The 21,593-nt window shown below is 72.6% G+C and carries 22 protein-coding genes; 12 read left to right on the top strand and 10 right to left on the bottom strand.

The genetic code is table 11. The annotated features are described in order from the left end of the window. Window positions 1–173: 173 nt before the first annotated feature. A complete protein-coding gene (locus tag RM788_RS23335; protein WP_315933889.1) occupies window positions 174–1,076 on the bottom strand; it encodes a hypothetical protein in 903 nt (300 codons plus the stop codon). A 247-nt stretch (window positions 1,077–1,323) separates the two neighbouring features. On the opposite strand from RM788_RS23335, the gene RM788_RS23330 reads away from it, so the two are divergent. After that, window positions 1,324–2,433, top strand: coding sequence for a S8 family peptidase (locus RM788_RS23330; RefSeq protein ID WP_315933887.1), 1,110 nt, complete (start codon window positions 1,324–1,326; stop codon window positions 2,431–2,433). Here RM788_RS23330 and RM788_RS23325 read toward each other — a convergent pair. The 4 genes from RM788_RS23325 to RM788_RS23310 are packed head-to-tail and all read right to left on the bottom strand — an operon-like array spanning window position 2,411 to window position 6,769. Beyond that, the gene (locus tag RM788_RS23325) at window positions 2,411–4,558 is read right to left on the bottom strand and encodes a CHAT domain-containing protein (protein WP_315933885.1); all 2,148 of its coding nucleotides are present in this window, start codon (window positions 4,556–4,558) and stop codon (window positions 2,411–2,413) included. The two genes, RM788_RS23330 and RM788_RS23325, sit on opposite strands and share 23 nt — an antisense overlap. Then, window positions 4,555–4,998: a hypothetical protein gene (locus RM788_RS23320; RefSeq protein ID WP_315933884.1), complete on the bottom strand. Its 444-nt coding sequence runs from the start codon at window positions 4,996–4,998 to the stop codon at window positions 4,555–4,557. The genes RM788_RS23325 and RM788_RS23320 overlap by 4 nt, the downstream gene beginning before the upstream one ends. Next, window positions 4,995–5,543: an RNA polymerase sigma factor gene (locus tag RM788_RS23315; protein ID WP_315933883.1), complete on the bottom strand. Its 549-nt coding sequence runs from the start codon at window positions 5,541–5,543 to the stop codon at window positions 4,995–4,997. The genes RM788_RS23320 and RM788_RS23315 overlap by 4 nt, the downstream gene beginning before the upstream one ends. Before the next feature lie 53 nt (window positions 5,544–5,596). Further along, on the bottom strand, window positions 5,597–6,769 hold the full coding sequence (locus RM788_RS23310; RefSeq protein WP_315933882.1) for a pyridoxal phosphate-dependent aminotransferase: 1,173 nt from the start codon (window positions 6,767–6,769) through the stop codon (window positions 5,597–5,599). Window positions 6,770–6,849: 80 nt separating this feature from the next. On the opposite strand from RM788_RS23310, the gene RM788_RS23305 reads away from it, so the two are divergent. Then, window positions 6,850–8,055: a DUF445 domain-containing protein gene (locus RM788_RS23305; protein WP_315934719.1), complete on the top strand. Its 1,206-nt coding sequence runs from the start codon at window positions 6,850–6,852 to the stop codon at window positions 8,053–8,055. Between the two features lie 394 nt (window positions 8,056–8,449). On the opposite strand, the gene RM788_RS23300 is transcribed toward RM788_RS23305, so the two are convergent. After that, the gene (locus RM788_RS23300; RefSeq protein WP_315933881.1) at window positions 8,450–8,980 is read right to left on the bottom strand and encodes a CGNR zinc finger domain-containing protein; all 531 of its coding nucleotides are present in this window, start codon (window positions 8,978–8,980) and stop codon (window positions 8,450–8,452) included. 109 nt (window positions 8,981–9,089) lie between these two features. Here RM788_RS23300 and RM788_RS23295 point away from each other — a divergent pair, with 109 nt between their 5' ends. From RM788_RS23295 to RM788_RS23285, 3 genes are read left to right on the top strand one after another with little or no spacing between them, the layout of a single operon-like run. Beyond that, window positions 9,090–9,614, top strand: a complete 525-nt coding sequence (locus tag RM788_RS23295) for a PadR family transcriptional regulator (protein ID WP_315933880.1) — start codon at window positions 9,090–9,092, stop codon at window positions 9,612–9,614. After that, window positions 9,611–10,285, top strand: a complete 675-nt coding sequence (locus tag RM788_RS23290; RefSeq protein ID WP_315933879.1) for an ABC transporter ATP-binding protein — start codon at window positions 9,611–9,613, stop codon at window positions 10,283–10,285. Before RM788_RS23295 ends, RM788_RS23290 begins: the two co-directional genes overlap by 4 nt. After that, a complete protein-coding gene (locus RM788_RS23285; protein ID WP_315933878.1) occupies window positions 10,282–12,627 on the top strand; it encodes an ABC transporter permease in 2,346 nt (781 codons plus the stop codon). The genes RM788_RS23290 and RM788_RS23285 overlap by 4 nt, the downstream gene beginning before the upstream one ends. Here the strand turns inward: RM788_RS23285 and RM788_RS23280 are convergent. Beyond that, window positions 12,596–14,632, bottom strand: coding sequence for an NACHT domain-containing protein (locus RM788_RS23280; RefSeq protein WP_315933877.1), 2,037 nt, complete (start codon window positions 14,630–14,632; stop codon window positions 12,596–12,598). The two genes, RM788_RS23285 and RM788_RS23280, sit on opposite strands and share 32 nt — an antisense overlap. A gap of 85 nt (window positions 14,633–14,717) precedes the next feature. Here RM788_RS23280 and RM788_RS23275 point away from each other — a divergent pair, with 85 nt between their 5' ends. Next, window positions 14,718–15,146: a TFIIB-type zinc ribbon-containing protein gene (locus RM788_RS23275; protein WP_315933875.1), complete on the top strand. Its 429-nt coding sequence runs from the start codon at window positions 14,718–14,720 to the stop codon at window positions 15,144–15,146. Here the strand turns inward: RM788_RS23275 and tgmC are convergent. Continuing rightward, complete coding sequence (gene tgmC / locus RM788_RS23270) at window positions 15,143–16,297, bottom strand: ATP-grasp peptide maturase system methyltransferase (RefSeq protein WP_315933874.1); 1,155 nt, start codon at window positions 16,295–16,297, stop codon at window positions 15,143–15,145. The genes RM788_RS23275 and tgmC overlap by 4 nt on opposite strands. Before the next feature lie 123 nt (window positions 16,298–16,420). On the opposite strand from tgmC, the gene RM788_RS23265 reads away from it, so the two are divergent. The 5 genes from RM788_RS23265 (at window position 16,421) to RM788_RS23245 (ending at window position 19,217) form a co-directional block, all read left to right on the top strand. Beyond that, window positions 16,421–16,825 (top strand): helix-turn-helix domain-containing protein, encoded by a 405-nt coding sequence (locus RM788_RS23265; protein ID WP_315933873.1) that lies wholly within the window; start codon window positions 16,421–16,423, stop codon window positions 16,823–16,825. A gap of 5 nt (window positions 16,826–16,830) precedes the next feature. After that, window positions 16,831–17,532 (top strand): hypothetical protein, encoded by a 702-nt coding sequence (locus tag RM788_RS23260; protein WP_315933872.1) that lies wholly within the window; start codon window positions 16,831–16,833, stop codon window positions 17,530–17,532. An 80-nt stretch (window positions 17,533–17,612) separates the two neighbouring features. Beyond that, window positions 17,613–17,936: a DUF2516 family protein gene (locus tag RM788_RS23255; protein WP_315933871.1), complete on the top strand. Its 324-nt coding sequence runs from the start codon at window positions 17,613–17,615 to the stop codon at window positions 17,934–17,936. Continuing rightward, window positions 17,933–18,640 carry an alpha/beta fold hydrolase gene (locus tag RM788_RS23250; RefSeq protein ID WP_315933870.1) on the top strand — a complete coding sequence of 236 codons (708 nt, stop codon included), beginning with the start codon at window positions 17,933–17,935 and terminating at the stop codon, window positions 18,638–18,640. The genes RM788_RS23255 and RM788_RS23250 overlap by 4 nt, the downstream gene beginning before the upstream one ends. Window positions 18,641–18,668: 28 nt before the next feature. Beyond that, entirely contained in the window at window positions 18,669–19,217 is a 549-nt protein-coding gene (locus RM788_RS23245) for a type 1 glutamine amidotransferase domain-containing protein (protein WP_315933868.1), read from the top strand. Window positions 19,218–19,247: 30 nt separating this feature from the next. Here the strand turns inward: RM788_RS23245 and RM788_RS23240 are convergent, their stop codons facing one another. Then, a complete protein-coding gene (locus tag RM788_RS23240; RefSeq protein ID WP_315933867.1) occupies window positions 19,248–20,006 on the bottom strand; it encodes a MerR family transcriptional regulator in 759 nt (252 codons plus the stop codon). Window positions 20,007–20,089: 83 nt separating this feature from the next. Here RM788_RS23240 and RM788_RS23235 point away from each other — a divergent pair, with 83 nt between their 5' ends. Beyond that, on the top strand, window positions 20,090–20,650 hold the full coding sequence (locus RM788_RS23235) for a YbaK/EbsC family protein (protein ID WP_315933865.1): 561 nt from the start codon (window positions 20,090–20,092) through the stop codon (window positions 20,648–20,650). Window positions 20,651–20,929: 279 nt separating this feature from the next. Here RM788_RS23235 and RM788_RS23230 read toward each other — a convergent pair whose 3' ends face one another. Continuing rightward, window positions 20,930–21,583, bottom strand: a complete 654-nt coding sequence (locus tag RM788_RS23230; protein ID WP_315933864.1) for a M15 family metallopeptidase — start codon at window positions 21,581–21,583, stop codon at window positions 20,930–20,932. Between the last annotated feature and the right edge of the window lie 10 nt (window positions 21,584–21,593).

Raw genomic sequence — 21,593 nt, 5'->3', positions numbered from 1 at the left:
GCCCCGACCTGCTGGGGCGCGGTCGGCAGGTCGGGAAGCTGGTGGGGCGTGCGAAGGCCACGGCGCGAACGCCCGTGACACGCACAGCCGGGGTGGTGCGAAGGAGGATCAGGAGCACGCGGGACCGGTGGTCACAGGTCTACGGGCGTGCTCAGGGCACAGTCGTGCCAGGGTCAGTCCGGCGAGGAACTCGGCAGGCCCTGGACGCTGCCGGGGGTGCGCGCCTCGTCACGCCACTCGACCGTCCAGGTGGACGGCTGCCGCGGCGCGGCGAGGGCGGTCGTCACGGCCGACGCGCCGCCACGGGCGCTGCCCGAGGTGTCGTGGCCGCTGGACGAGGCGGTGGGAGCCGTCGGGGCCGAGGCGGGCTGGGGCGTGGGGGCGGGCGCGGCGGGCCGCGGCGCCTCCCACTCCAGGGCGCTCGGGGAAGCGGCGGGCTCGAGGTCGACGACCGGGGCGGTCACGTGGATCGCCGGGATCGTCCACTGCTGGGTGATGACCGGGGCGGCCACGTACTCGGCCTCGACCTCGATCACGGCGGGGATGACGGGGACGGGTTCGGCGACCGGCTCGGGCGCCGGTTGGGCGGCGAGCTTCGCGGCCGCCTTGGCCTCGACCTTCGCCGTGTACAGCTCCACGGGCATCGCGTTCGAGATCGTGCCCGAGCGTTCGGTGAGGTTGCTGATGACGCCGCCGGCGAAGGAGAGCTCCTGGACGGGGGACTCCTCGTCGGCCGGGGTGGTCTCCTCGTCCTCGCCTTCCTCCGCGTCCTCCTCCTGATCCACCACGGGATCGAGGAAGTCGAGTTCGACGGGCGCGGCGCTCAGCGCGGTGGTCCACTGCTCGCTGATGGCCGACAGGTCGACGCGCGGGTCCTCAAGGGACACGTGGTGCTCGGCGAGGATGGAGTGGACGATCTCGGTCACCCCGGCGCCGTCCACCGGGTGGTGGTGGTCGCCCGCGTCGGCGGACGCGACCGCGCCGCCGACCAGCCACGCCGCGGCCGTGAGCCCGCCGATGGTGAGCGCCCGCACCAGCAGAGATCCGGTGCTGCGCACCGCATCTGCTCCTGCCACGGAAATCACCACCGTTCCGGGTCACCGCGAACACAGGCGGCTGCTCGGGGCTGACAACGTGTTATGTCTAGCACTGGTGACCGCGTTTTCGAACGCTATCGGGCGGAACCACTCGGAAGGGCTGTCCGGTGCGGCTGTCCGGGTAACCGCACCGCCGGGTGAACACTTTCCGTCGTTGTTCACGACTTCGGGTGATGCCTCCCGCAGTCCGCTGTGGACAGTCGCGGCGTCGGCGATGGTGTCCACCGTGGACGAAGAACTCGCGGCAAGTGCGCAGGTCACCTCCCTCGCGGAACTGGTCGGCGGCTGGCGGGCCGAGGTGCCGGGCCTGCTCCTGCACGACCCCGGCGGACCCGCCGAGACCTTGGTCCGTTCGGGCGAACTGCTCGTCTTCCAGGACGAACTGCCACGCGCGGTGGACCGGTTGGGGCGCTGGATCGATCACGTCGAGCACCTCGCCGACCTGCGCGCGGCCCGCCTTCGGCTGCGCCCGGCCGAGCGCGACCGGTGCGTTGCGATCGCCGCGGACCACGACGGGTGCGCGCCCCACCACGTCCACGTCGGCTGCCCGATCATGATCGGCACCTCCCGGCCGCTCCCGCCGGGGGCCGAGCCCGCCGCGCCGCCCCGCCACGAGCGCTGGGACGTGACCGCCGCCGTCCTGGACACCGGCCTCGACCCGCACCCGTGGTTCGCGGGCAGGCCGTGGTTCACCGAGCGGGAGCCCTCGCCCGAGGTCCTCGACGGCCGCACGGGCCGGGACCGCCAGGCGGGCCACGGCACGTTCGTCGCGGGTGTCCTGCTCCAGCACGCGCCGGGCGTCGTGATCCGCCACCACCGCGTGCTGTCCTCGCTGGGCCTGACCGACGACCTCACCGTCGCCGCGGGCCTCCGCCGCGCCCGCCGCGAGGCCGCCGACCACGGCGAGCGCCTCGACGTCGTGCTGCTCACCGCGGGCTGCCACACCGCCGACGACCGGTGCCCGCCGGTCCTGCGCGACGCGATCAGCGCCTTCCCCGACGCGGTCGTGGTGGCCGCCGCGGGCAACGGGGGCACGTCCCGTCCGTTCTGGCCCGCCGCGCTGCCGGAGGTGCTCGCCGTCGGCGCCGACGCCCCGTTCGCCAACCGCGGCCCGTGGGTCGACGCCGTCGCGCCCGGCGTGGACGTGGTCAGCAGCCACGTCCGGTTCGACGCCGGGACCAGGGAGTACGGGTGCGCGCGGTGGAGCGGTACGTCGTTCGCCGCTCCGCGGGTCGCCGCCCGCGTCGCCCACCTCGTGCGCCGGGGCCTCGACGCGCGGCAGGCGCGCGCCGAGGCGGCGGCGGAGTTCGGGATCAGCCCGGCCCGAAGCAGTTGAACCGCCGGTCGCCGTGCCGCACCTGGGCCTGCGCGAGCGCCGCCGCAGGGCCGAGGCCCGCGCGCAGGGCCGTGTGGAACGCCGCCATCAGCGCGGGCGCGCGGTCGTCGGGCACGGCCAGCGTGCTGGCGATCACCGCCCCGGTGCCGCGCCGCAGGAACGCCGGGGCCAGCCCGGAGTCGCACGCGGACAGCACCACGACCCGCGGCGGCCGGGCCAGCCGGTCGAGGTCGTGGCCGTGCAGTGGACCGTCGGCCAACTCCAGCGAGGAGAACAGCGGCTGGTCGCCGCGCAGGTGCCCGTGCGCGGCGAGGTGCGCGACGTCCACGCCGTCCATCGCCCGCAGCGCGGCCTCGACCGTGGCCGACCGGCCGGTCAGCACCGTTCCCCCGTGCAGGCGGTGCAGGGCGCCGACCTCGCGGTCCGCGTGCGCCAGGTTCGGGCCCGCGATCCACGCGCCGGCGCGCGGCGGGTCGGGGTAGGGCGGCGTGGCGCCCAGTGAGACCGGACGGCCGCGGTAGGACGGCAGCGCCGCCCACGGCAGGCCCGGCGGTGAGCCCGCGATGGTGACCGGACCGTCCCCGGTCGGCGGCAGGAGCGCGTCGAGCGCCTCGGCCGACGCCCGCACGGCGTCCTCGTGGCCGGTCTCGACGGCGAGGCGGAGGGCGCGGACGTGGTGGTCGACCGGGTCGAGCCGGTGCAGGCGGAAGCGTCCGTCCACAACGGACACGGCGATCAGCTGTCCGTTGTGGACGGTGAAGCTGAGCAGGGCGCCGTCCGGGGCGACGGGCGCCCGCGGGACGGGGCGGGGCGCGGCCAGCGACAGCCTGCGGATCTCCCGCTCGAGGTGGACGACCAGGTCGTGGTCGCCCTGGCCCCTGGCCAGCCGGAGCCGCTCGGCGAGCGGGCCGGTCACCGGTGCCGCGGCGGGCGCGTCGATCCGGGACCAGCGCAGCACGGCCCGTGCGTCGCCGCGGGCCAGCGCGTGCCCCAGCGCGATCGACCGCAGTTCGGCGCCGGGCCAGGTGCGCGGGTCGACCAGCGCGAGACCGGCCCGGCAGGCCGCGACCGCGCGTCGGCGGTCCGGTGCGCGCCGGGCGGTGTCCAGCCAGGCCAGCGCCCGCAGCCGCGCCGTGCCGCCCCGGCGCTGCACCGGCAGACCAGCGGCCAACCGCAGTTCGGCCGCGTCCTCGGGTTTGCCCGCGCGGTCGCACTCGGCCGCGGCCCTGCCCGCCCGCGGCCGCTCGCCCATCGCCCACCGGGCGCGCAGCGACACCGCGTTCGACGGCCACGGGTTGCGGCGCTGCGCGCGGAAGGTCCTCGCGGCCCGGTCGGCCGTCGTGCGCGCGGCCGGGAAGTCGTTGTCCGCCAAGGCGCAGCGCGCGGCGAGCAGCACGGCGTCCGGTATGCGCGACCCCCGGTCGCACCGGTCGAGCAGCGCGATGGCGGGCGCCAGCACCTCCCGCGCCTCGCGGACCAGCCCGGCGGCGAACAGGGCCTCGGCCCGGTCGATGAGCGCCTCCGGTCGGCGGACGGCGGCCAGGCCCTCCCTCGCCGCGTGCTCGTAGTGGCGCAGGGCGGTCGGCAGGTCGCCCGCCACCATCGCGACGAAACCCCTGTTGTGCAAGCACATCGCGGCCCGGTCCGGTTCGCCGATGGCGAGCAGCACCGTTCGCGCCGTGCTGAAGTCGGCGTCGGCCGCGGCCAGCCGGAGGGCGTACGCGCGGGCGATGCCGCGGCCGACGAGGGCGTTGGCCAGCCAGCGCTGGTCGCCGTACCGGCGCAGGTCCCTGATCGCCGCGGTGAGCCGGGTGATGGCGGCCCGCGGCGCGGCGTGCTGGCACAGGTGCAGTCCGCGCAGGCAGTGCGCGCGGGCGAGGTCGTTGCCGGTGAGGCCGGGCAGGGCGGCGTCGAGGTGCCGGGTGCTGCCCGCCGGTCGGCCGCGGTCGAGTTCGACCCAGGCCAGGGTCAGGTGGAACTTCGCCGCGACCTCGACCGCGCCCGCCCGCCGCGCCGCCGCCAGTGCCCGGCCCGCCATCCGCCCGGCTTCCGGGAGCCTGCCGAGTTCCACCTGCTCCAGGCACGCGGCGTGCCGGGCGAGCAGCCGTTCCACCACCGCCGTCACTGGACGAACCAGCCGGTGCCGAGGTCCGGGCGGGCGGGTCGGCGCAGGACGAAGCGGAGTGGACCGGCGGGGAGCGGGTCGAGGTGGAAGCCGCCGATCCGGTCGACCGCGGCGGTGGAGGTGCCGGTCGGCCAGGTCGCCTGGACGGTGCTGCCCTCGACGGCGGGGCTGACCAGGCCGAGGGTGCGGACGCCCAGGTGGGGGACGGTGTCCAGGCGCAGGTCGACGGTCGTGCCGGGGCCGGTGAAGCGGAGGGTGCGGGTGCCGCCGTCGCCGCGGACGCCCGCGGGCGCGGTGAGGGCGGAGTCGGCGAGCAGGGTCATCAGGGCGGTGTCGGTCGGCGGGTGGAACAGGGCGGCCCCGGCGAGGTGGGGCGGGACCGGGTCGATCCGGTCCAGCACGGCGGCGAGGGCGTCGAGGAGGTCGCGGTCGGCGGTCACACCCGCACCTCCGCGCCGATCCGGCGGCGCAGCACGGCCAGGCAGCGGCTTCGGGTGGAGCCGAGGCTGTTGACCGGCATGTCCAGCGCCCGCGCGACGTCCCGGTAGGTGAGCTCCGGCGCGTAGGCCATCATCCGCAGGATGTCGCGGCACTGGTCGGACAGGCCCTCGAACGCCCGCCACAGCCGCACGGCGCCGTCGTCGGCGAGGACGCCCTCCTCCGGACCGGGGAGGGAGGGTTCCGGCGGGCCCCACAGGTCGACGGGCAGTTCGCGGCCGCGGACCCTGCGGACCCGCGACGCCTCGTTCCGCGCGGTGGTGATCAACCAGCCGGAAAGCCTTGCGGGCTCGCGGATCCGGTGCAGCTGCTCAGCCAGCGCGAGCCAGGTCCACTGGCAGACGTCGGCCGCGTCGGCCTCGCGCAGCCGGGCGGACCTGGCGACCGACCAGATCAGCGGCAGGTGCCGCCGGACGATCTCCCGCCACGCGCCGTCGTCGCCGAGCCGCGCCCTGGCCACCAGGTGGGCGTTCGTGAGTTCTCGCATGCCCGCTTGGAAGCGGGCGGGCCCGGTTCGGATCCGCCACTAGCCCGATCGTGTCACCCGGCGAGCTTGTGCAGCCTGCGCAGCGCCTCGTCGAGCACCTCGTCCTTCTTGCAGAACGCGAACCGCACCAGGTGCCGCCACTGGTCGGGGTGGTCGGTGAACACCTGCACGGGCACCGCCGCCACGCCGATCCGCTCCGGCAGCGCGCGGCACAGCTCGGCGCCGTCGGTGAAGCCGAGCGGGCGGACGTCGGCGGTGATGAAGTACGTGCCCTCGCTCGGCCGGACCGCGAAACCCGCCTCGGCCAGGCCCTCGGACAGCCGGGAGCGCTTGGTGGCCAGCGAGGTGCGCAGCTGCTCGACCCAGGCCAGCTCGTGGCGCAGCGCGTGGGCCACGGCGGGCTGGAACGGGGCGCCGCCGACGAACGTGATGAACTGCTTGGCCGCCTTGATCGCGGACACCAGCTCGGGGCGCGCGCACGCCCAGCCGATCTTCCAGCCGGTGCAGTTGAACGTCTTCCCGGCGCCGGAGATCGTCACGGTCCGGTCGGCCATGCCGGGCAGCGTGGCCAGCGGCACGTGCTCGTGGGCGTCGAACACCAGGTGCTCGTAGACCTCGTCGGTGATGGCGACCAGGTCGTGCTCGACGCACAGCGCGGCCACCGCCTCCAGCTCCGCGCGGGTCAGCACGGTGCCGGTCGGGTTGTGCGGGGTGTTGATCAGCAGCGCGCGGGTCTTCGGCCCGATGGCCGCCCGGAGCGCTTCGACGTCGAGGCCGAACCGGCCGGTGACCGGGTCCTCGACCAGGCCGACGGTGCGGCGGGTGGCGCCCGCCATCGCGACGGACGCGGCGTAGGAGTCGTAGTACGGCTCGAACAGCACGACCTCGTCACCGGGCTCCACCAGCGCGAGCAGCGTGGCCGCGATGGCCTCCGTCGCACCCACCGTGACCAGCACCTCGGTGTCCGGGTCGTACTGCGTGCCGTACCGGGTCCGGTGCTCGGCGATCGCCTCGCGCAGCACCGGCATGCCGGGGCCGGGCGGGTACTGGTTGAGCCCGCCGTCGATGGCGTCCTTGGCCGCGGTGAGCATCCCGGCGGGGCCGTCGGTGTCCGGGAAGCCCTGCCCGAGGTTCACCGCGCCCGTGCGCTGGGCGAGCGCCGTCATCTCCGCGAAGATCGTCGAGGTGAACGGCCGCAATCTGGGGACTAGCGCTGGTACCCGCACAACTCCGAATCTTCACGGACAATGGTGCCGTGGAGCAACTGACGGCAGCCGACCAGGTCAAGCGCCGGGACCTGCGCAGGATGAAGATCGTGGCGACGGGCTTCTTCGCGGCGGCGACGGTGATCTTCCTCATCGCGCTGTCGCAGGAGTCGGGCGGACCTGCGTGGATCGGCTACGTGCGGGCCGCGGCCGAGGCCGGGATGGTCGGCGCGCTGGCCGACTGGTTCGCCGTGACGGCGCTCTTCCGCAGGCCGCTGGGGCTGCCGATCCCGCACACGGCGATCATCCCGAACCGCAAGGACGCCTTCGGGGACGCGCTCGGCGACTTCGTGGGTACGAACTTCCTGGCCGAGGACGTCGTGCGCGACAAGTTGCGGCGGGTGGACGTGGGCCGTCGGGTCGGGGGGTGGCTCGCCGAGCCGGTGAACGCCGAGCGGGTCACGTCCGAGGTGGCGAACATCGTCAAGGGCGCGGTGACGGTGCTGCGCGACGAGGACGTGCAGGCGGTGATCGACCAGGGGATCGTGCGGCGGTTGGTGGACAAGCCGTGGGGGCCGCCGTTGGGGAAGCTGCTGGGGCAGGTGTTGACGGACGGGGCGCACCACAAGTTCGTTGATCTGGTGATCGATCGGACTTATGACTGGGTGCACGACAACCACGACAAGGTTGTGCAGGTTGTGTCGGAGAGGGCGCCTACGTGGTCGCCCAAGTTCGTGGATTCGTTGTTGGGGGACAAGGCTTATACGGAGTTGTTGAATTTTGCCTGGGCTGTGAAGACGGATGTGAATCATCCGATGCGGGTGGCGCTGGATCAGTTCATGATCGAGTTTTCGAATGATCTGCAGAATGATCCGGCGACGATGGAGCGGGCGGAGTTGGTGAAGAACCAGCTGGTTGAGCATCCGGATGTGCAGCACTTCATCGGGTCGGCTTGGGGGGCGGCGAAGAGGATGCTGCTGGATGCGGCTGAGGATCCGTCGTCGGAGTTGAGGAAGAGGGTGCGGGAGGGGTTGTTGTCCTTTGGGGGGAGGTTGGGGTCGGATGAGGCTTTGAGGGCGAAGGTGGATGGGTGGTTGGAGGGGGCTGCGGGGTATGTGGTGTCGAATTACCGGGGGGAGATCACGACGTTGATCACGGATACGGTGGAGAGGTGGGACGCGGAGGAGACTTCGCGGAAGATCGAGTTGCAGGTGGGGCGGGATCTGCAGTTCATCCGGATCAACGGGACCGTGGTGGGGGCTTTGGCGGGGTTGGTCATCTACGCGGTGGGGCAGTGGGTGGTTTAGGGGGTTCGGGGGTTTTGGGGTTCGGGGGTTTTGGGGAAGAGGGAAGCCCGGCCCCCGTAGCGCGATTGTCTCAATGCCGCACCCCTGTTTGTCAAGGCGGGAAAGATGCCTTGACAAACAGGGGTGCGGCAGGAGGGCGCTGTGTATCGGGGGCAGGGGGAGGTCTGGCTTCGCCAGTATTCGGCTCCGCCGAACTAGGGCACCTCGCTGCGCGTCGGCAAGGCGGGCGGGCGCTCCGCGCCGGGTGCGGGTGGGCGGCTGCGCCGATGGGGGTGTCGGGGTGTCGGGGTGTGTCCGACGACTGTCCCTCGCTCCGTGATGGACGAGGCGCCTCGCTCTGCGTCCCCAATCCCTCGCTCCGCGACGGACGGGGAGTTGGCCTTGTCGGGTGTTGTTAGGAGGCGCTGAGGGCTTTGGTGCGTTCGCGCCAGAGTCTTGCTTTTTCGCGGTTGTCGCAGACCTGCATGGAGCACCAGGTGCGGGAGCGGTTGCGGGAGCGGTCGAAGAAGGCGGCTTGGCAGGTTTCTGCTGGGCAGATATTGAAGCGGTTCCAGGTGCCGAGCAGGGCGGTTCTGGCGGCGGCGGCGAGGATGGCGCCGAGGGCGTCGGTGGGGGTGATGGTGGGGATGCCCTGGCTCAGTTCGATCTTGACCGTGCCGGAGAACGGTAGTGCCGTGGCGCCTTCGCCCAGTGAGGAGCGGAGGGCGGTGCGGGCCGAGCGGAGTTCGGGGAGGTGGTTGACGTGGGCCAGTCCGCGTTCGGTGGCCCAGGCTCTCCAGGAGGCTGCGCTGTCCAGCACGTCGGTTCCCTGTTCGGGGTTCCGTGTGTTGAGGAAGGCGAGCAGCAGTTCCACGTCGTGTTCCGCATCGCCGGTTCGACCGTGCGCGAAGGTCGCGTGATCCCAGCCGGCTGCCAGACCAGTCACCCTTCCACTGTAGCCGGCCGGGCGTTCGCGTTGGGGTGATCTGATCGGGTTGTCCGCCCGTCGGTCAATCTATGAACCGTGTGTATACCGTCTGTGTATAGTCGTGATCATGTCACTCGGACACGCACTCCTGGGCTTGCTGGAACGCGGCCCAGGTCATGGTTACGACCTGAAGAGGGCCTACGACGACCGGTTCGGACAAGATCGTCCGCTGCACTACGGGCAGGTGTACACGACTCTGTCCCGCCTTCTGCGCAACGGACTTGTGCAGGAGGCGGGTGTGGAGGCGGGGGCGGGGCCGGAGCGGAAGCGCTACGCGATCACCGACGCCGGGGTCACGGACGTGGAGAAGTGGCTTGCCACTCCGGAGAAGCCGGAGCCGTATCTGCAGAACACGCTGTACACGAAGGTCGTGCTGGCGCTGCTGTCCGGTCGGGCGGCGGTTGACGTGCTGGACGGTCAGCGGGCGGCGCACCTGGACTCGATGCGGGTGCTGACCCGGCGGAAGACCGACGGCGATCTCGCGGACCAGCTGATCTGCGACTACGCCCTGTTCCACCTGGAGGCCGACCTGCGGTGGCTCGAGCTCACCGCCGACCGGCTCGACCAGCTCGCGGCGAAGGTGGGCCGATGACGCTGCTTGTCGCCACCGACCTGCACAAGGCGTTCGGTCACACCCCCGCGCTGGTGGGGGCGGGCCTGTCCGTCGACAGGGGGGAGATCGTCGCGATCATGGGGCCGTCGGGGTCCGGGAAGTCGACGCTGCTGCACTGCGTCGCGGGCATCCTGCGGCCGGACCGGGGGACCGTGCGGTACCAGGACGTCGAGCTCAGCGCGTTGTCCGAGGGCAAGCGCAGCGAACTGCGGCGCACCGAGTTCGGCTTCGTGTTCCAGTTCGGGCAGCTGGTGCCGGAGCTGACCTGCGTGGAGAACGTGGCCCTTCCGCTGCGGCTCGCGGGCCTGAAGCGCAAGGAAGCCGAGAGCCGTGCCATCGAGGGGTTGGCGCGGCTCGAAGTGGCCGACGTGGCGGACAAGCGGCCGGGTGAGGCGTCCGGCGGGCAGGGGCAGCGGGTCGCGGTCGCGCGGGCGCTGATCACGTCGCCGAAGGTGATCTTCGCCGATGAGCCGACCGGGGCGCTCGACTCGCTCAACGGCGAACGCGTGATGACCCTGTTCCTCTCGGCGGTCCGGGCGAGCGGGACCGCGGTGGTCCTGGTGACGCACGAACCGCGGGTGGCCGCGTACGCCGACCGGGAGATCGTCGTCCGCGACGGCCGGTCCCGCGAGATCGAGCGTGCCGGGTGAAGCGCTGGTCCAACGACCTCGGGATCGGCGTCCGCATCGCGCTCGGCGGCGGCCGGAACTCGTGGCGGCGGCTGGTCCTCATCGGCGTCGGCGTCGGACTGGGGGTGGCGGTGCTGCTGGTCGGCGCGTCCGCCTCGACGGTGGTCACCGCGCGGCAGATCCGGCAGGACCTGTCGATGGTCACCGCGGGGGAGGACCCGATCCCCGGCGTCGACCCGCTCTACCGCGTGTACCGGCCGGAGGCCTACCACGGGGACCACGTGATGGGCAGCTACGTCCTGGCGGGCGGGCCCGGCGCGCCCGTGCCGCCCGGCCTGGAGCGGATCCCCGGCGACGGCGAGATCGTGTTGTCGCCCGCGCTGGCGGAACTGCTCGCCTCGCCGGAGGGGGAAGCGCTGCGGCCGCGGTTCCCGCAGCGGGTCGTCGGCACGATCGGGCAGGACGGGCTGGTCGGCCCGAACCACCTGCTCTACATCGCGGGCGACTCGTCCGTCCCGCGGTTCGCCGACACCGCGTACTACCGCTTCGGCAGGTACAACGGCGTCCAGTTGGACTCGCTCACCTCGGGCCGACTGCTGCTGGTGGTGCTCGGCTTGGTCGTGCTGCTGCTGCCGGTGCTGCTGTTCACCGTGATCAGCACCCGCCTCGCGGGTCCGGAGCGCGAACGCAGGATGGCCGCGCTGCGCCTGCTGGGCGCGGGTCCGTGGCAGGTCCGCCGGGTCGCCGCGGGTGACGCGCTCGTGGGCGCCGTGATCGGCCTGGTGCTCGGCACGGGGATCTTCCTGCTGGCGCGGGAGTTCGCCGAGCGCGTCGAACTGTTCGAGGTGCGGATCTTCCGCAGCGACCTGGTCCCGCCCGTCGGGTCCGCGCTCCTGATCGCGGTGCTGGTGCCGGTGCTGTCCGTGCTGACCGCGCTGGTCACCATGCGCTCCTCGACGGTCGACCCGCTCGGCGTCGCCCGCCAGGCCGAGCCGCCGCCCCGACGCCTGTGGTGGCGGCTGGTGCCCGTGGTGGTGGGCGTGGTCGTGCTGGCGACCAAGGCGCGGCTGTTCACCACGACGTTCGGGAACCAGGGCGTGTCGTCCCTGCTCATCGGGATCGCCCTGCTGCTGCTGGGGATCCCGCTGCTGCTCCCGTGGACGGTCGAGCGGGTGGTCGGCCGGATCCGGGGCGGTGGTCCGCCGTCCTGGCAGCTCGCGGTGCGCGGGCTCCAGATGGACAGCGGTTCGGCGGCCAGGGTCGTCGGCGGTGTCGCCGTCGTGCTGGCGGGCGGCATCGCGGTGCAGACGGTGCTGCTGGGCATCGGCACCGAGCGACCACCGAGCCTCATGCCGGCGGAGATGCCCGACCAGGTCAGCATCGGACTGGAGGGGGAGGCCGTCGTCCGCGCGGACGAGTTCGCCGACAGGATTCGAGGCCTTGACGGCGTCGTGTCCGTGCTGTCGAGGCGGAATTTCTACATCGTCAGGACGGAGCCGCCCGCGGATGCGGCGCCGGGCAGGCCGGCGCGGGCCGAGGCGGCGCCCGTGGGTGTACTCGTCGGGACCTGCGACACCCTACGTGGCACCGCCCGGATCGACGCGTGCCGGGACGGTGACGCGTTCTTCCTGGACAACCCCTCGGACGACCGGTGGATCCCGGATCCGGGCGAGCGCGTCGCGATGCACCGCTCCACGTCGAGCCGCCCCCGTGAGGGCGTCGAGTGGACCGTTCCGGACCTGACGGCGGTGGTGCGGCCGCTCGTCGACACGCAGGAGTACGACCTGCTGCTGGTCACGCCCGCCGCGGCGCGGGACGTGGACGTCGACTACCAGGACGGCACGCTGCTGGTGATCGTCGACCCGGCGGTGCCCGGCGCCGCGGAGCGCGCCCGCAACGTGCTGGGCCCGCTCGGGTGGCAGGCGACCAGCTGGGTGTACGAGCGGAACCAGCCGCAGAGCCACGACGACTACGCGACGTTCCGCCGGATCATGCTCGTGGGGGCGCTGGTCACCGTGCTGCTGGCCGGGGCGAGCCTGCTGGCGCTCGCGCTGGAGCAGGTGCGCTCCCGTCGGCGTCCGCTCGCGGTGCTCGCCGCCGGAGGGGTTCCGCACGGCACCGTCCTGCGGTCCCTGCTGTGGCGCAACACCGTGCCGCTGCTGATCGCGGTGGTGGTGGCCGTGGTCACCGGCTCGGGGCTGGGGCTGCTGCTCCTGCGCGCGCGGTCGTCCCCCCTGATGCTCGACTTCGCGGGCATCGGCGTGCTGTCCGCGGTGGCCGTGGTGACGGTGCTGCTGGTGACGCTCTGCACGCTGCCCGCGGTGCGCCGGGCTACCGGCGTGATGGGGTTGCGCGTGGAATGAGCACCGCGTGCAGGGGGACCTTCACCCTGCGCGGCACGGGTTTCTCGGCGAGGCGGTCCTGCACCAGCGCGTGGCGGAACTGGTAGCACGCGCCCGCCTGGCGCAGGACGCCGAGCTTGCGGGCGTCGTCGAGGAACACCACCAGCTCCCACGGCAGCTTCTGCAGGGTGGCCAGCCAGACCCTGGCGACGGTGAACCACCACCACCGCAGGTGCAGCACGGACAGGGCGAAACCCAGCAGCAGCCCGGAGGAGAGGCCGAGGCCGATCATGCCCGTCTGGTGCACGCCGAACACCACGGCACCCGCGGCGCCGAAGACCACGCCCAGCACCAGGGAACCCGTCCACACCGCGAGCCGGTCGCGCTCCATCGTCCACTGGGGACTGGACGGCTGGGTCAGCTCGGCGGAACCGGTCGACGAGAACCGCAGCGCCACCGCCACCGCGAGGCCCAGCCCGACGACCAGTCCCGCAGACAGCCCGTACAGGGCGCCGAACGCGAGACCGGACGCGGTGCCGATGACCGCGCTGGTCACCAGCAGGCTGCGCCACGCGCCGAGCCTCGGCCGGGCGGTCCGTTCGCGGAACGTCCGGCTCGAGGCGGTCAGGGCCGCGACGGCGACCACGCCGCCCGCGACGAGCCCGGTGATCGGCGCGAGCTTGGGGGTGCTCGCGTACGCCATCAGCCAGCCGACGCCGAACCCGCCGATCGAGCCGACCACCAGCGCCCCGAGCAATGCGAGCCACGCGTTGCCGACCGACCGCCGCAGCTCCCACCAGGCCAGTTCGCGGAAGCCCTGCTCGCGCATCTGGTGCGCCAGGAACGCCAGCCACTTGCGCGCCTTGTCCCGCGGCCACGCCTGGCTGGCGCGCTTCTGGTAGGCCGCCTCCAGGTTGCCGAACATCCGGTCGACGAGGCTGTCGGCCAGGTGGTCCTCGATCGACTTGTGGTCCGGGAACCGGGTCCGGTCGAGCAGTTCGGCGGGCTCGGTGTTCCCGCCCAGCCCGTAGACGGTGCTGGCCAGCCACACCATCAGCGGGACCGACAGCACCTCGGACAGCGTGCTCGCCGGTTCGGTGCGCAGGTGCAGGAAGATCGGCTCCCAGTTCGCCGCGGTCGCCGGGTCCGCGCCCGCGCGCAGGTAGGCCGCGATCTCCTCGTGGTCCAGCGGGTGCAGTTCCAGCACGTCGGCCTTCGGCACCGGCCCGACCCGCGACACGACGTCGATGTACTCGTCGATCCGGCTGGTCAGGATCAGCGGCGACTTCGGCGGGAAGGCCCGGAGGATCCGCTCCAGCGCGTCCGGCCGCCGCGCCGCCGGGATCTCGTCCAGGCCGTCCAGGATCGGGAACACCCGCCGCTGCTCGACCAGCAGGTCGGCGGTGAAGCTCCCGTACAGTTCGGTGTTCCGCAGCGCCGGGTGGTCCTCGTAGAGCCTGCGCGTCATCCAGGTCCGCACGTCCTCCCGGTCCGGGTCCCAGGTGGACAGGGGCAGCAGCACGGGGATGGAGCCGTCGAGGTACCGGTCGAGCAGGCCGATCGTCAGCATCATCGCGATCGTGCTCTTGCCGGAGCCGGGTTCGCCGATGAACACCATCCGGTGGTGCGGCTGGCGTTCGAACGCCCCGACCACCGCGTCGCTGCGCCCGGCGGGCGCTTCCGGCCTGCCGCCCACGTCCAGCTCGGTGGCCGTCCAGTGCAGGTCGAGCAGGTCGGCGCGCTCGGACAGCCCGCGGGCCGCGCACTCCTCGGTCCACTGCAGGTGCAGCGCCGTCGCGAGCGCCTTCGACGCCGCGTCGAGCTGCTGCCCGGTCGCCAGGCCCGCGGCGCGGCGGCGGTGCAGCCACGGGTCGAGCACGGCCAGGAAGCACAGGAACGCCACCGCCAGCCCGCCCAGCCAGAGGTGGGGGTCGACGCCCGCGTTGGTGATGAACAGGCCGACCACGGCGAGGAGCGCGGTCAGCAGGCACCCCGTGTGCACGGCCCGTTGGCGAATTCTGGACACCCCGGCATCATGTCCCACCCGTCACGCCCGGTGTCGACACGGGCACGCGGGTGTCATCTGTGTCGTGCCTGCGTAGGCTCGTGGAGTGATCTGTCCCAAGTGCCAGGACCTCATGCGGACCATCGACCGGGGCGGTGTCCACATCGAGCAGTGCGAGCGCTGCCGGGGTGTCTTCCTCGACGGCGGTGAGCTGGAGCAGATCGTGGCCGCCGAACGCCAGCACTACGCCGACGCGCCCCCGCCGGCGCACATCCCGCTGCCGCTGCCGCACGAGAACCCCGATCCCACAGCGGTTCCGCCGCCGCCCCCGCACTCCGCGCCGCCGAGCCACTCCACCCAGCCCGCGGGCGTCCCGCCGCCCTACCAGCCGCCGCCCGGCACCCAGCCCGCCGGCTACCCGCCGTCCGGCCACCCCGCGCCCGGCCACGTCGCGCCCGGCTACCCGCCGCCCGGTTACGGCTACGGGTACCCGCCGCCGCGCAGGCGGAGCTTCCTGGAGGAGCTGCTCGACTAGACCGGCCAGTCCAGCCCGTCGAAGTGGAACCGCTGGCCCTCCGGGCCGACGGTGACGGAAAACCGGTCACGGCGCGGGCGGCCGAGGTCCAGCCACCGGCGGTAGCCCGCCTCGGCGAGGTGCCAGAGCCGCCGCGGGCCGCCCTGGTCCACGCGCGCGCCCCTGTCGCGCCGCCGCAGCCGGGCCCACGAGCCGTCCGGGTGCGCGAGGTGCACGCGGTCGCGCTCGCCGTGCCCCACGACGACTTCGGGCAGCACCAGTCCGGCGAAGAACTCGAACGGGCTGCGCGGGTCCACCACCAGGGTCGGGTCCAGCGCCGTCCGCCCGCGTTCGTCCGGCCGTGCGGCCCTGGCGAGCGCCAGCACGTCGTTGGCCCAGCTCTGCGCGTGCGCCCGCAGCGGCATGAACCGCCCGTCCTCCGCGAGCACCCGCCCCTCGCCGCGGCCCCCGCCGTCGGACACCAGCCGCACCAGCCCGGCGCCGATCGACCGGTTCAGCGTGGTCACCACGACGCCGCCCGGCTTCGTCTGGGTGAACCACGCGAGGGGGATCCGCGACACCGCGCACGTGCACAGCACCCGGTCGTAGGGCGCCCGGTCGGGCCACCCCAGCTCCCCGTCGCCCACCGCGCACGCCGGCGACCGGCCCGCGGCCGCGAGGTGCCCGCGAGCCCGTTCGAGCACGCCGGGATCCACGTCGACCGTGGTCACGTGCTCGTCGCCCAGCGCGTGGCACAGCAGGGCGGCGTTGTAGCCGGTGCCCGTGCCGATCTCCAGGACCGACTGCCCGCGCCGCGCGTCCAGCGCCTCCAGCATGATCGCCATGATCGTCGGCATGCTCGACGAACAGGTGGGCACCCCGGTGACAGCGCCGTCGTCGACGGCCCTCCGCCACGCGTCGTCGTCGCCGTTCAGCTGCGTCACGCAGACGCGGTCGCGGTAGACCATCGACAGCCAGTCCGGGTCGTCGGAATCCACCGGACCCCACGTGCCGTCGACCAGCTGGCGGAAGAACCGGGGCAGGAACGCGTGCCGGTCGACCTCCCGGAACGCGCGGGACCAGCGGGCGTCGTGCAGCACGCCCTCGGTGGTCAGGTCGTCGGTCATCCGGTTCCGCAGCGTCGCGGCCCGGTCGTCGAGCGTTTCGCGCATGGTGGCTCCCGAGACCAATTTACCTGTGGTGGAGCACACCCCCGGTTTGCTAGCAGCCCGCTTGCAGTTGCTAGCACTCGCGCGTAACGTCGTTCTCGAGCCGCACGGGAGGAGACCGGGAACGTGGACAAGTCCATCGACAAGGCGGTCGCCGACCTCGGCCGGGACATCGGCGACTACATCAAGCAGCAGCGCAGCAGCGCGAAGATCTCGTTGCGGGAGCTGTCCAAGCTGGCCGGTGTCTCGAACCCGTACCTCAGCCAGATCGAGCGGGGCCTGCGCAAACCGAGCGCGGAGATCCTGCAGCAGATCGCCAAGGGGCTGCGGATCTCGGCCGAGGCGCTTTATGTCGAGGCCGGAATCCTCCAGCAGCGGGAAGGCGGCGCGTTGGCCGACGCGATCGCCGTCGCACCAGAACTCACCGAGCGGCAGAAGCAGGTGCTGCTCGACGTTTACGAATCCTTCCGGCGGGAGAACGCCGCCAAGCAGTCGAAGTCCGATGTGGACGGTAACGAACCCGAGGAGTGATCTCCATGCCGAACCTTCCCTCGCAAGAAGAGCTGCGCAAGGCGGGCGAGCAGGCCGCCACCGCCGCCCGCACCCCGCTGCTCGCCGCGCTCGGCGCCGGTGACCTGGCCACCAAGGCCGTCATCGAGGCCCTGAACAAGGCCAAGACGTCGTTCGACGAGCGCGCCGAGGCCACGAAGACCGCGGTCGACGACCTGCCCGCCGAGCTGAACGGCCTGCGCGGCAAGCTGGACCCGGCGGAGCTGCGCAAGATCGTCGACGCCTACACGCAGTCCGCGATGAACCTGTACACCTACCTGGCCGAGCAGGGCGAGGCCACGCTGGAGAAGCTGCGCACGCAGCCCCAGGTCAAGAAGGCCATCAACCAGGTCGACGCGACCGTGGCCGCCGCGCAGAAGCGCGCCGAGTCCGCCGCCGAGGACGCCCGCGAACTCGCGGACGACGTCCTGGGCAAGGTCACCCGCCGCACCCGTTCGGTGGGCGAGAAGGCCGCGGTCGCCATCGACGACGCCAGCGAGGCGCTCGCCGAGACGGTCGAGGAGGTCGGCGGCGGCGTGGCCCACGAGGTCCGCAGCACGGCCCGCAAGGCCGCGAACCGCACCGCGCCCCGCAAGCCGGCCGCCACCACGACGGCCGCCACGACGTCGACCACGACGGCGACGGCGACCACCCGCGCGCCGCGGAAGTCGACCAGCACCACCAAGTGAGCCGTTCCCGAGCGGGGCGTCCCGGAAGGGGCGCCCCGCTCCGGCTTACCCGGCTTGCGCCGCGCACGTAGGCTGGACCCGTGTTGTTCTCGAGGGTGCCCCTGTTCAACCCGTTGTACTTGGATGACTGGATCCTGTACGCGGTCGGTTGGGCCGCGTTGATCATGGGCGTTTACGCCTTCGCGCACGCCGTCACCCAGCGGGCCGAGGCCTTCACGGCGGCCGAACGGCTGACCAAGCCCGCGTGGCTCGGCATCACCGGCGGTGGCGCGTTCATGCTGATGGTCTTCCAGCTCAGCAGCGCGGGCGGGATGTTCTGGCTGGCGGGCGTCGTCGCGGTGACGGTCTACGTCGTCGACGTGCGGCCCAAGCTGATCGAGATCCAGCGCGGTCCCCGCTGGTGACGAACCCGCTGCCCAGTGGACTGCGCTGGCAGGTGTACGGCGGCGGTGGACCGACGACCCTGGTCGTCCACGGCCTCGGCGCCACCGCCGGCGAGGCCAGGATCCCGGCCTCCGGCCTGCCCGGAACCCGTGTCGTCGTCACGCTCCCGTCGCACAGCGGCGCGGCCGACGCGCCGCACGGCTACTGGACCTACCCCCGCATCGCGCAGGACCTCATGACCGTCGCCCGCGAGGTCGGCGCCACCCGTGCCATCGGGGTGTCGCTCGGCGCGGGCGCGCTGGTGGCGCTGCTCGCGGCCCGACCGGACGCGTTCAACCGGGTGGCGCTGCTGCTGCCCGCGACCCTGGACCGGCCCCGCGAGCCGCAGACCGCGGAAGACCTCATCCGCGCCGTCGAACTGCCCGAGGGCAGCGAGGCGGGCGCCTACCTGGAGGCCCGCGCGCTGGCGTTCCGGCGACTCGACGCCGCCGTGACCGCGCTGCCGGGCCAGTCGGCCGTCCCCGACCCGTCCGTGCTCGCGGCCGTGACCGCCCCGGTGCTGGTCATCGCCGCCACCGACGACCCGCTGCACCCCGAGCAGGTGGCGAAGGACACCGCCGTCGCGTTCCCGAACAGCAGGCTCGAGGTGTTCCCGTCCCGGACGCCGCTGGTCACGCACCGGCGGGAGATCCGTTCGCTGCTCATCGCCTTCGCGGGTGTGTGAGGCCATGCCGATCGGGTAACCGGTGGGCATGGCTGAACAACTGAGGATCGCGTTCCTGGTGGCCGAAGAGGGCATCGAGCAGGTCGAGCTGACCGACCCGTGGCAGCAGGTCGAGAAGGCGGGCGGCGTGCCCCGGCTGCTCGCCCCGAAGCTCGGCACCGTCCAGGGCTTCAACCACCTCACGCCCGCGGACACGTTCGAGGTCGACGTGGCGTTCGCCGACGCCACCTCGACCGACTACGACGCGCTGGTGCTCCCCGGCGGGGTCGCCAACGCCGACGTGCTCCGGCTGGACGCCGACGCCGTGCGACTCGTGCAGGAGCACGTCGCGGCGGGCAAGCCGGTCGCGGCCATCTGCCACGGCCCGTGGCTGCTGGTGGAGGCCGACGTCGTGCGCGGCAAGATGCTGACCTCGTTCCCGAGCCTCGCCACCGACATCCGCAACGCCGGCGGCTCGTGGGAGGACCTGGAGGTCCAGGTGTGCGTGATGAACGGCTGGACGCTCGTCACCAGCCGCACGCCGGACGATCTGGAGGCGTTCAACCGCGAGGCGCTCAAGGCCTTCGGCCTCGGCTGATCACCGGGATCTGCAGCTCCCGGTGACGACTTACAGCCGTGCTCGCGCGTAGGCCGACATGGCGTCGCGCGCATACTCCGCGAGACCTTCGGCTCGAGCGTCGAACTGCGCCTTGAACTCGGGCGAGTCCACGTACAGCTGCCCCAGACCGGTGAACGACTCCCGGTCGGGCGTCCAGCTCAGGCACACCCAGCGGTAGTGGCGGTCGACCAGCTCCAGCAGTTCGGGAGCGTCGGCCGCCACCTTCGCGCCGAACTGCGCCGCGTAGGCCTCGCCGATCTCCTGCCACTCCGCCTTGAAGCGGTCCGCGTCGGCCTTGGTCCAGCTCGCCGCCTTGGCCTTGCTCCCGGCGATGTGCTGCTCCGCACCCTCGCCGAAGCGCTCCACGAGCTCCGCCTCGTACCGGGCCTGCCGGTTGGCGTCGAACCCGTCGAACAGCTCTTCCATCTTCATCTTGTCACCCCCTTCCATCTCCTCGATCGTCCTGGACACGGTCGTGGCCAGCAGCACCAGCCGCTCCTGCTCGGCCCGCAGCCACCGTTCGTGGTTGCGCAGCACGTCGAGCGTCCGGTGCCGCCCGTCGAGCACCTCCCGGACGGTCTCCAGCCCGAGCCCCAGCTCCCGCAGCAGCAGGATCTGCTGCAACCGGAGCACCTGCTCGCGCTCGTAGTACCGGTACCCGTTGCCCCCGATCCAGGCGGGCTCCAGCAGTCCGATGGCGTCGTAGTGCCGCAACGTCCGCGAAGTCACCTTCGACATCCGCGCGACCTCGGCTATCGACCAGGCCATGACCGTTCCTCCCTGACCTGGACAACGGTAGATGTTGACGCAGCGTCAAGGTCAAGCCGTGGTTCCGCCCGAGTTCCGGCAGGATGGACGGGGTGTGGACCATCGCCGGAAAGCTGAACCCCGTACCCGCGCTCGACCGCCTCGACCTGCTGGCCGACCCGGTCGTCACCGCCCTGCGCTCCCTCGACCCGTCCGACGCGGCCCGCTGCGCCGTCGCGGAGATCGATCCCTCGCTCGCCGACACCGCCGAGTTCTGCGCCTTCTACGGCTCCCCGCTCGACGCCTCCGCCAACTGCGTCGTCGTGGCAGGCAAGCGCGGTGACGTCATCCGCTACGCCGCCTGCCTGGTGCTCGCCACGACCCGCGCGGACGTCAACGGCGTCGTCCGACGACGCCTGGACGCGCGCAAGGCGTCCTTCGCCCCCATGGACGACGCGGTGTCGCTCAGCGGCATGGCCTACGGCGGCATCACCCCCATCGGCCTACCCGCCGACTGGCCCGTCCTGCTGTCCCCCGAGGTCGCCGCCGCACCGGAACTCGTCATCGGCAGCGGCGTCCGGCACAGCAAGATCCTGGTACCGGGCGACGTGCTCGCGAAACTGCCCGGCGCCGAAGTGGTCACCGACCTCGCCCGCCCCGCATAGCCCCGCCCAAGCCCGCTGGAAAAGCGACACGCAGAAGGCCGACCCGCCCAAGCCGCTGGAAGGCGGGGCGAACACGGGCCGTGGTCGATTTTACTTGGGGTTTTCGGCCCTACCCTCGCGGCGGCGGGCAGGGCTCCACCACCTGTCCTTTTAGACCGCCGAGGGCCGAAAAGAGGGGCCCCAAGTCAAATCGACCACACCACCGGTGGTCTTGACCCCAGGCCAGCCGATCGCGCACGGGACTTGCATTCGCGCACGGGACTCGCATCGACACCCCGCTCAAAACCGCATGTCCTGCGCCTCGTACTTCGCCGCCCGAGCCCCCGTCAGCATCGCCCAGTACCGGTCGCCGTACGACCAGTGCCACCACTCCGTCGGGTAGTTCACCAGCCCGGCCGTCTCCAGGGCCCGCACGAGCATCCGCCGGTTCCCGCGCGCGAGGGGCGACACGTCCGCGTCCGTGTAGCAGGCGTTGTCGCTCTCCTCGGGGCTGGCGTTCACCTCGGTGCCCATGTCCAGTTCGCGGCCCGACTCCGTGCACAGGGTCAGGTCGATGGCGGCCCCGCTGACGTGGGGCGCGATCTCCGGAGGGGAGATGTACCGGCTGGCCTGGACCCGGATGAAGTCGTCGGTCCACAGCGGGTTGTCCTCGCGCAGCGCGTTCGCGTACTCGGCGAAGTACCGCTCCTGGAGCCACAGCGGCCGGTAGCCCTCGACGATCAGCAGCCGCACGCCGTCGGGCAGCAGCCCCTGCGCGACCAGCAGCCGTTCGACCACGCCCGCCCGCAGGTGCAGGTAGGCGCCCGCCGGGTCGGCCTGCCGGTCGTCGAGCGCCAACTCGGAGAACTCGCGCAGGTCGACCAGTGGCTCGCCGCACTCCTCCGCGGGCAGGTCGGCGACTCGCGGGTTGGACAGGAGTACGAGTTCGGTCACGGTGTCACCT

Origin of the sequence: Umezawaea sp. Da 62-37, from assembly GCF_032460545.1 — a bacterium.
Taxonomy (GTDB): domain Bacteria; phylum Actinomycetota; class Actinomycetes; order Mycobacteriales; family Pseudonocardiaceae; genus Umezawaea.
The sequence above is the reverse complement of the archived record's forward strand: the minus strand, read 5'-3'. Positions and strand labels throughout refer to the sequence as shown.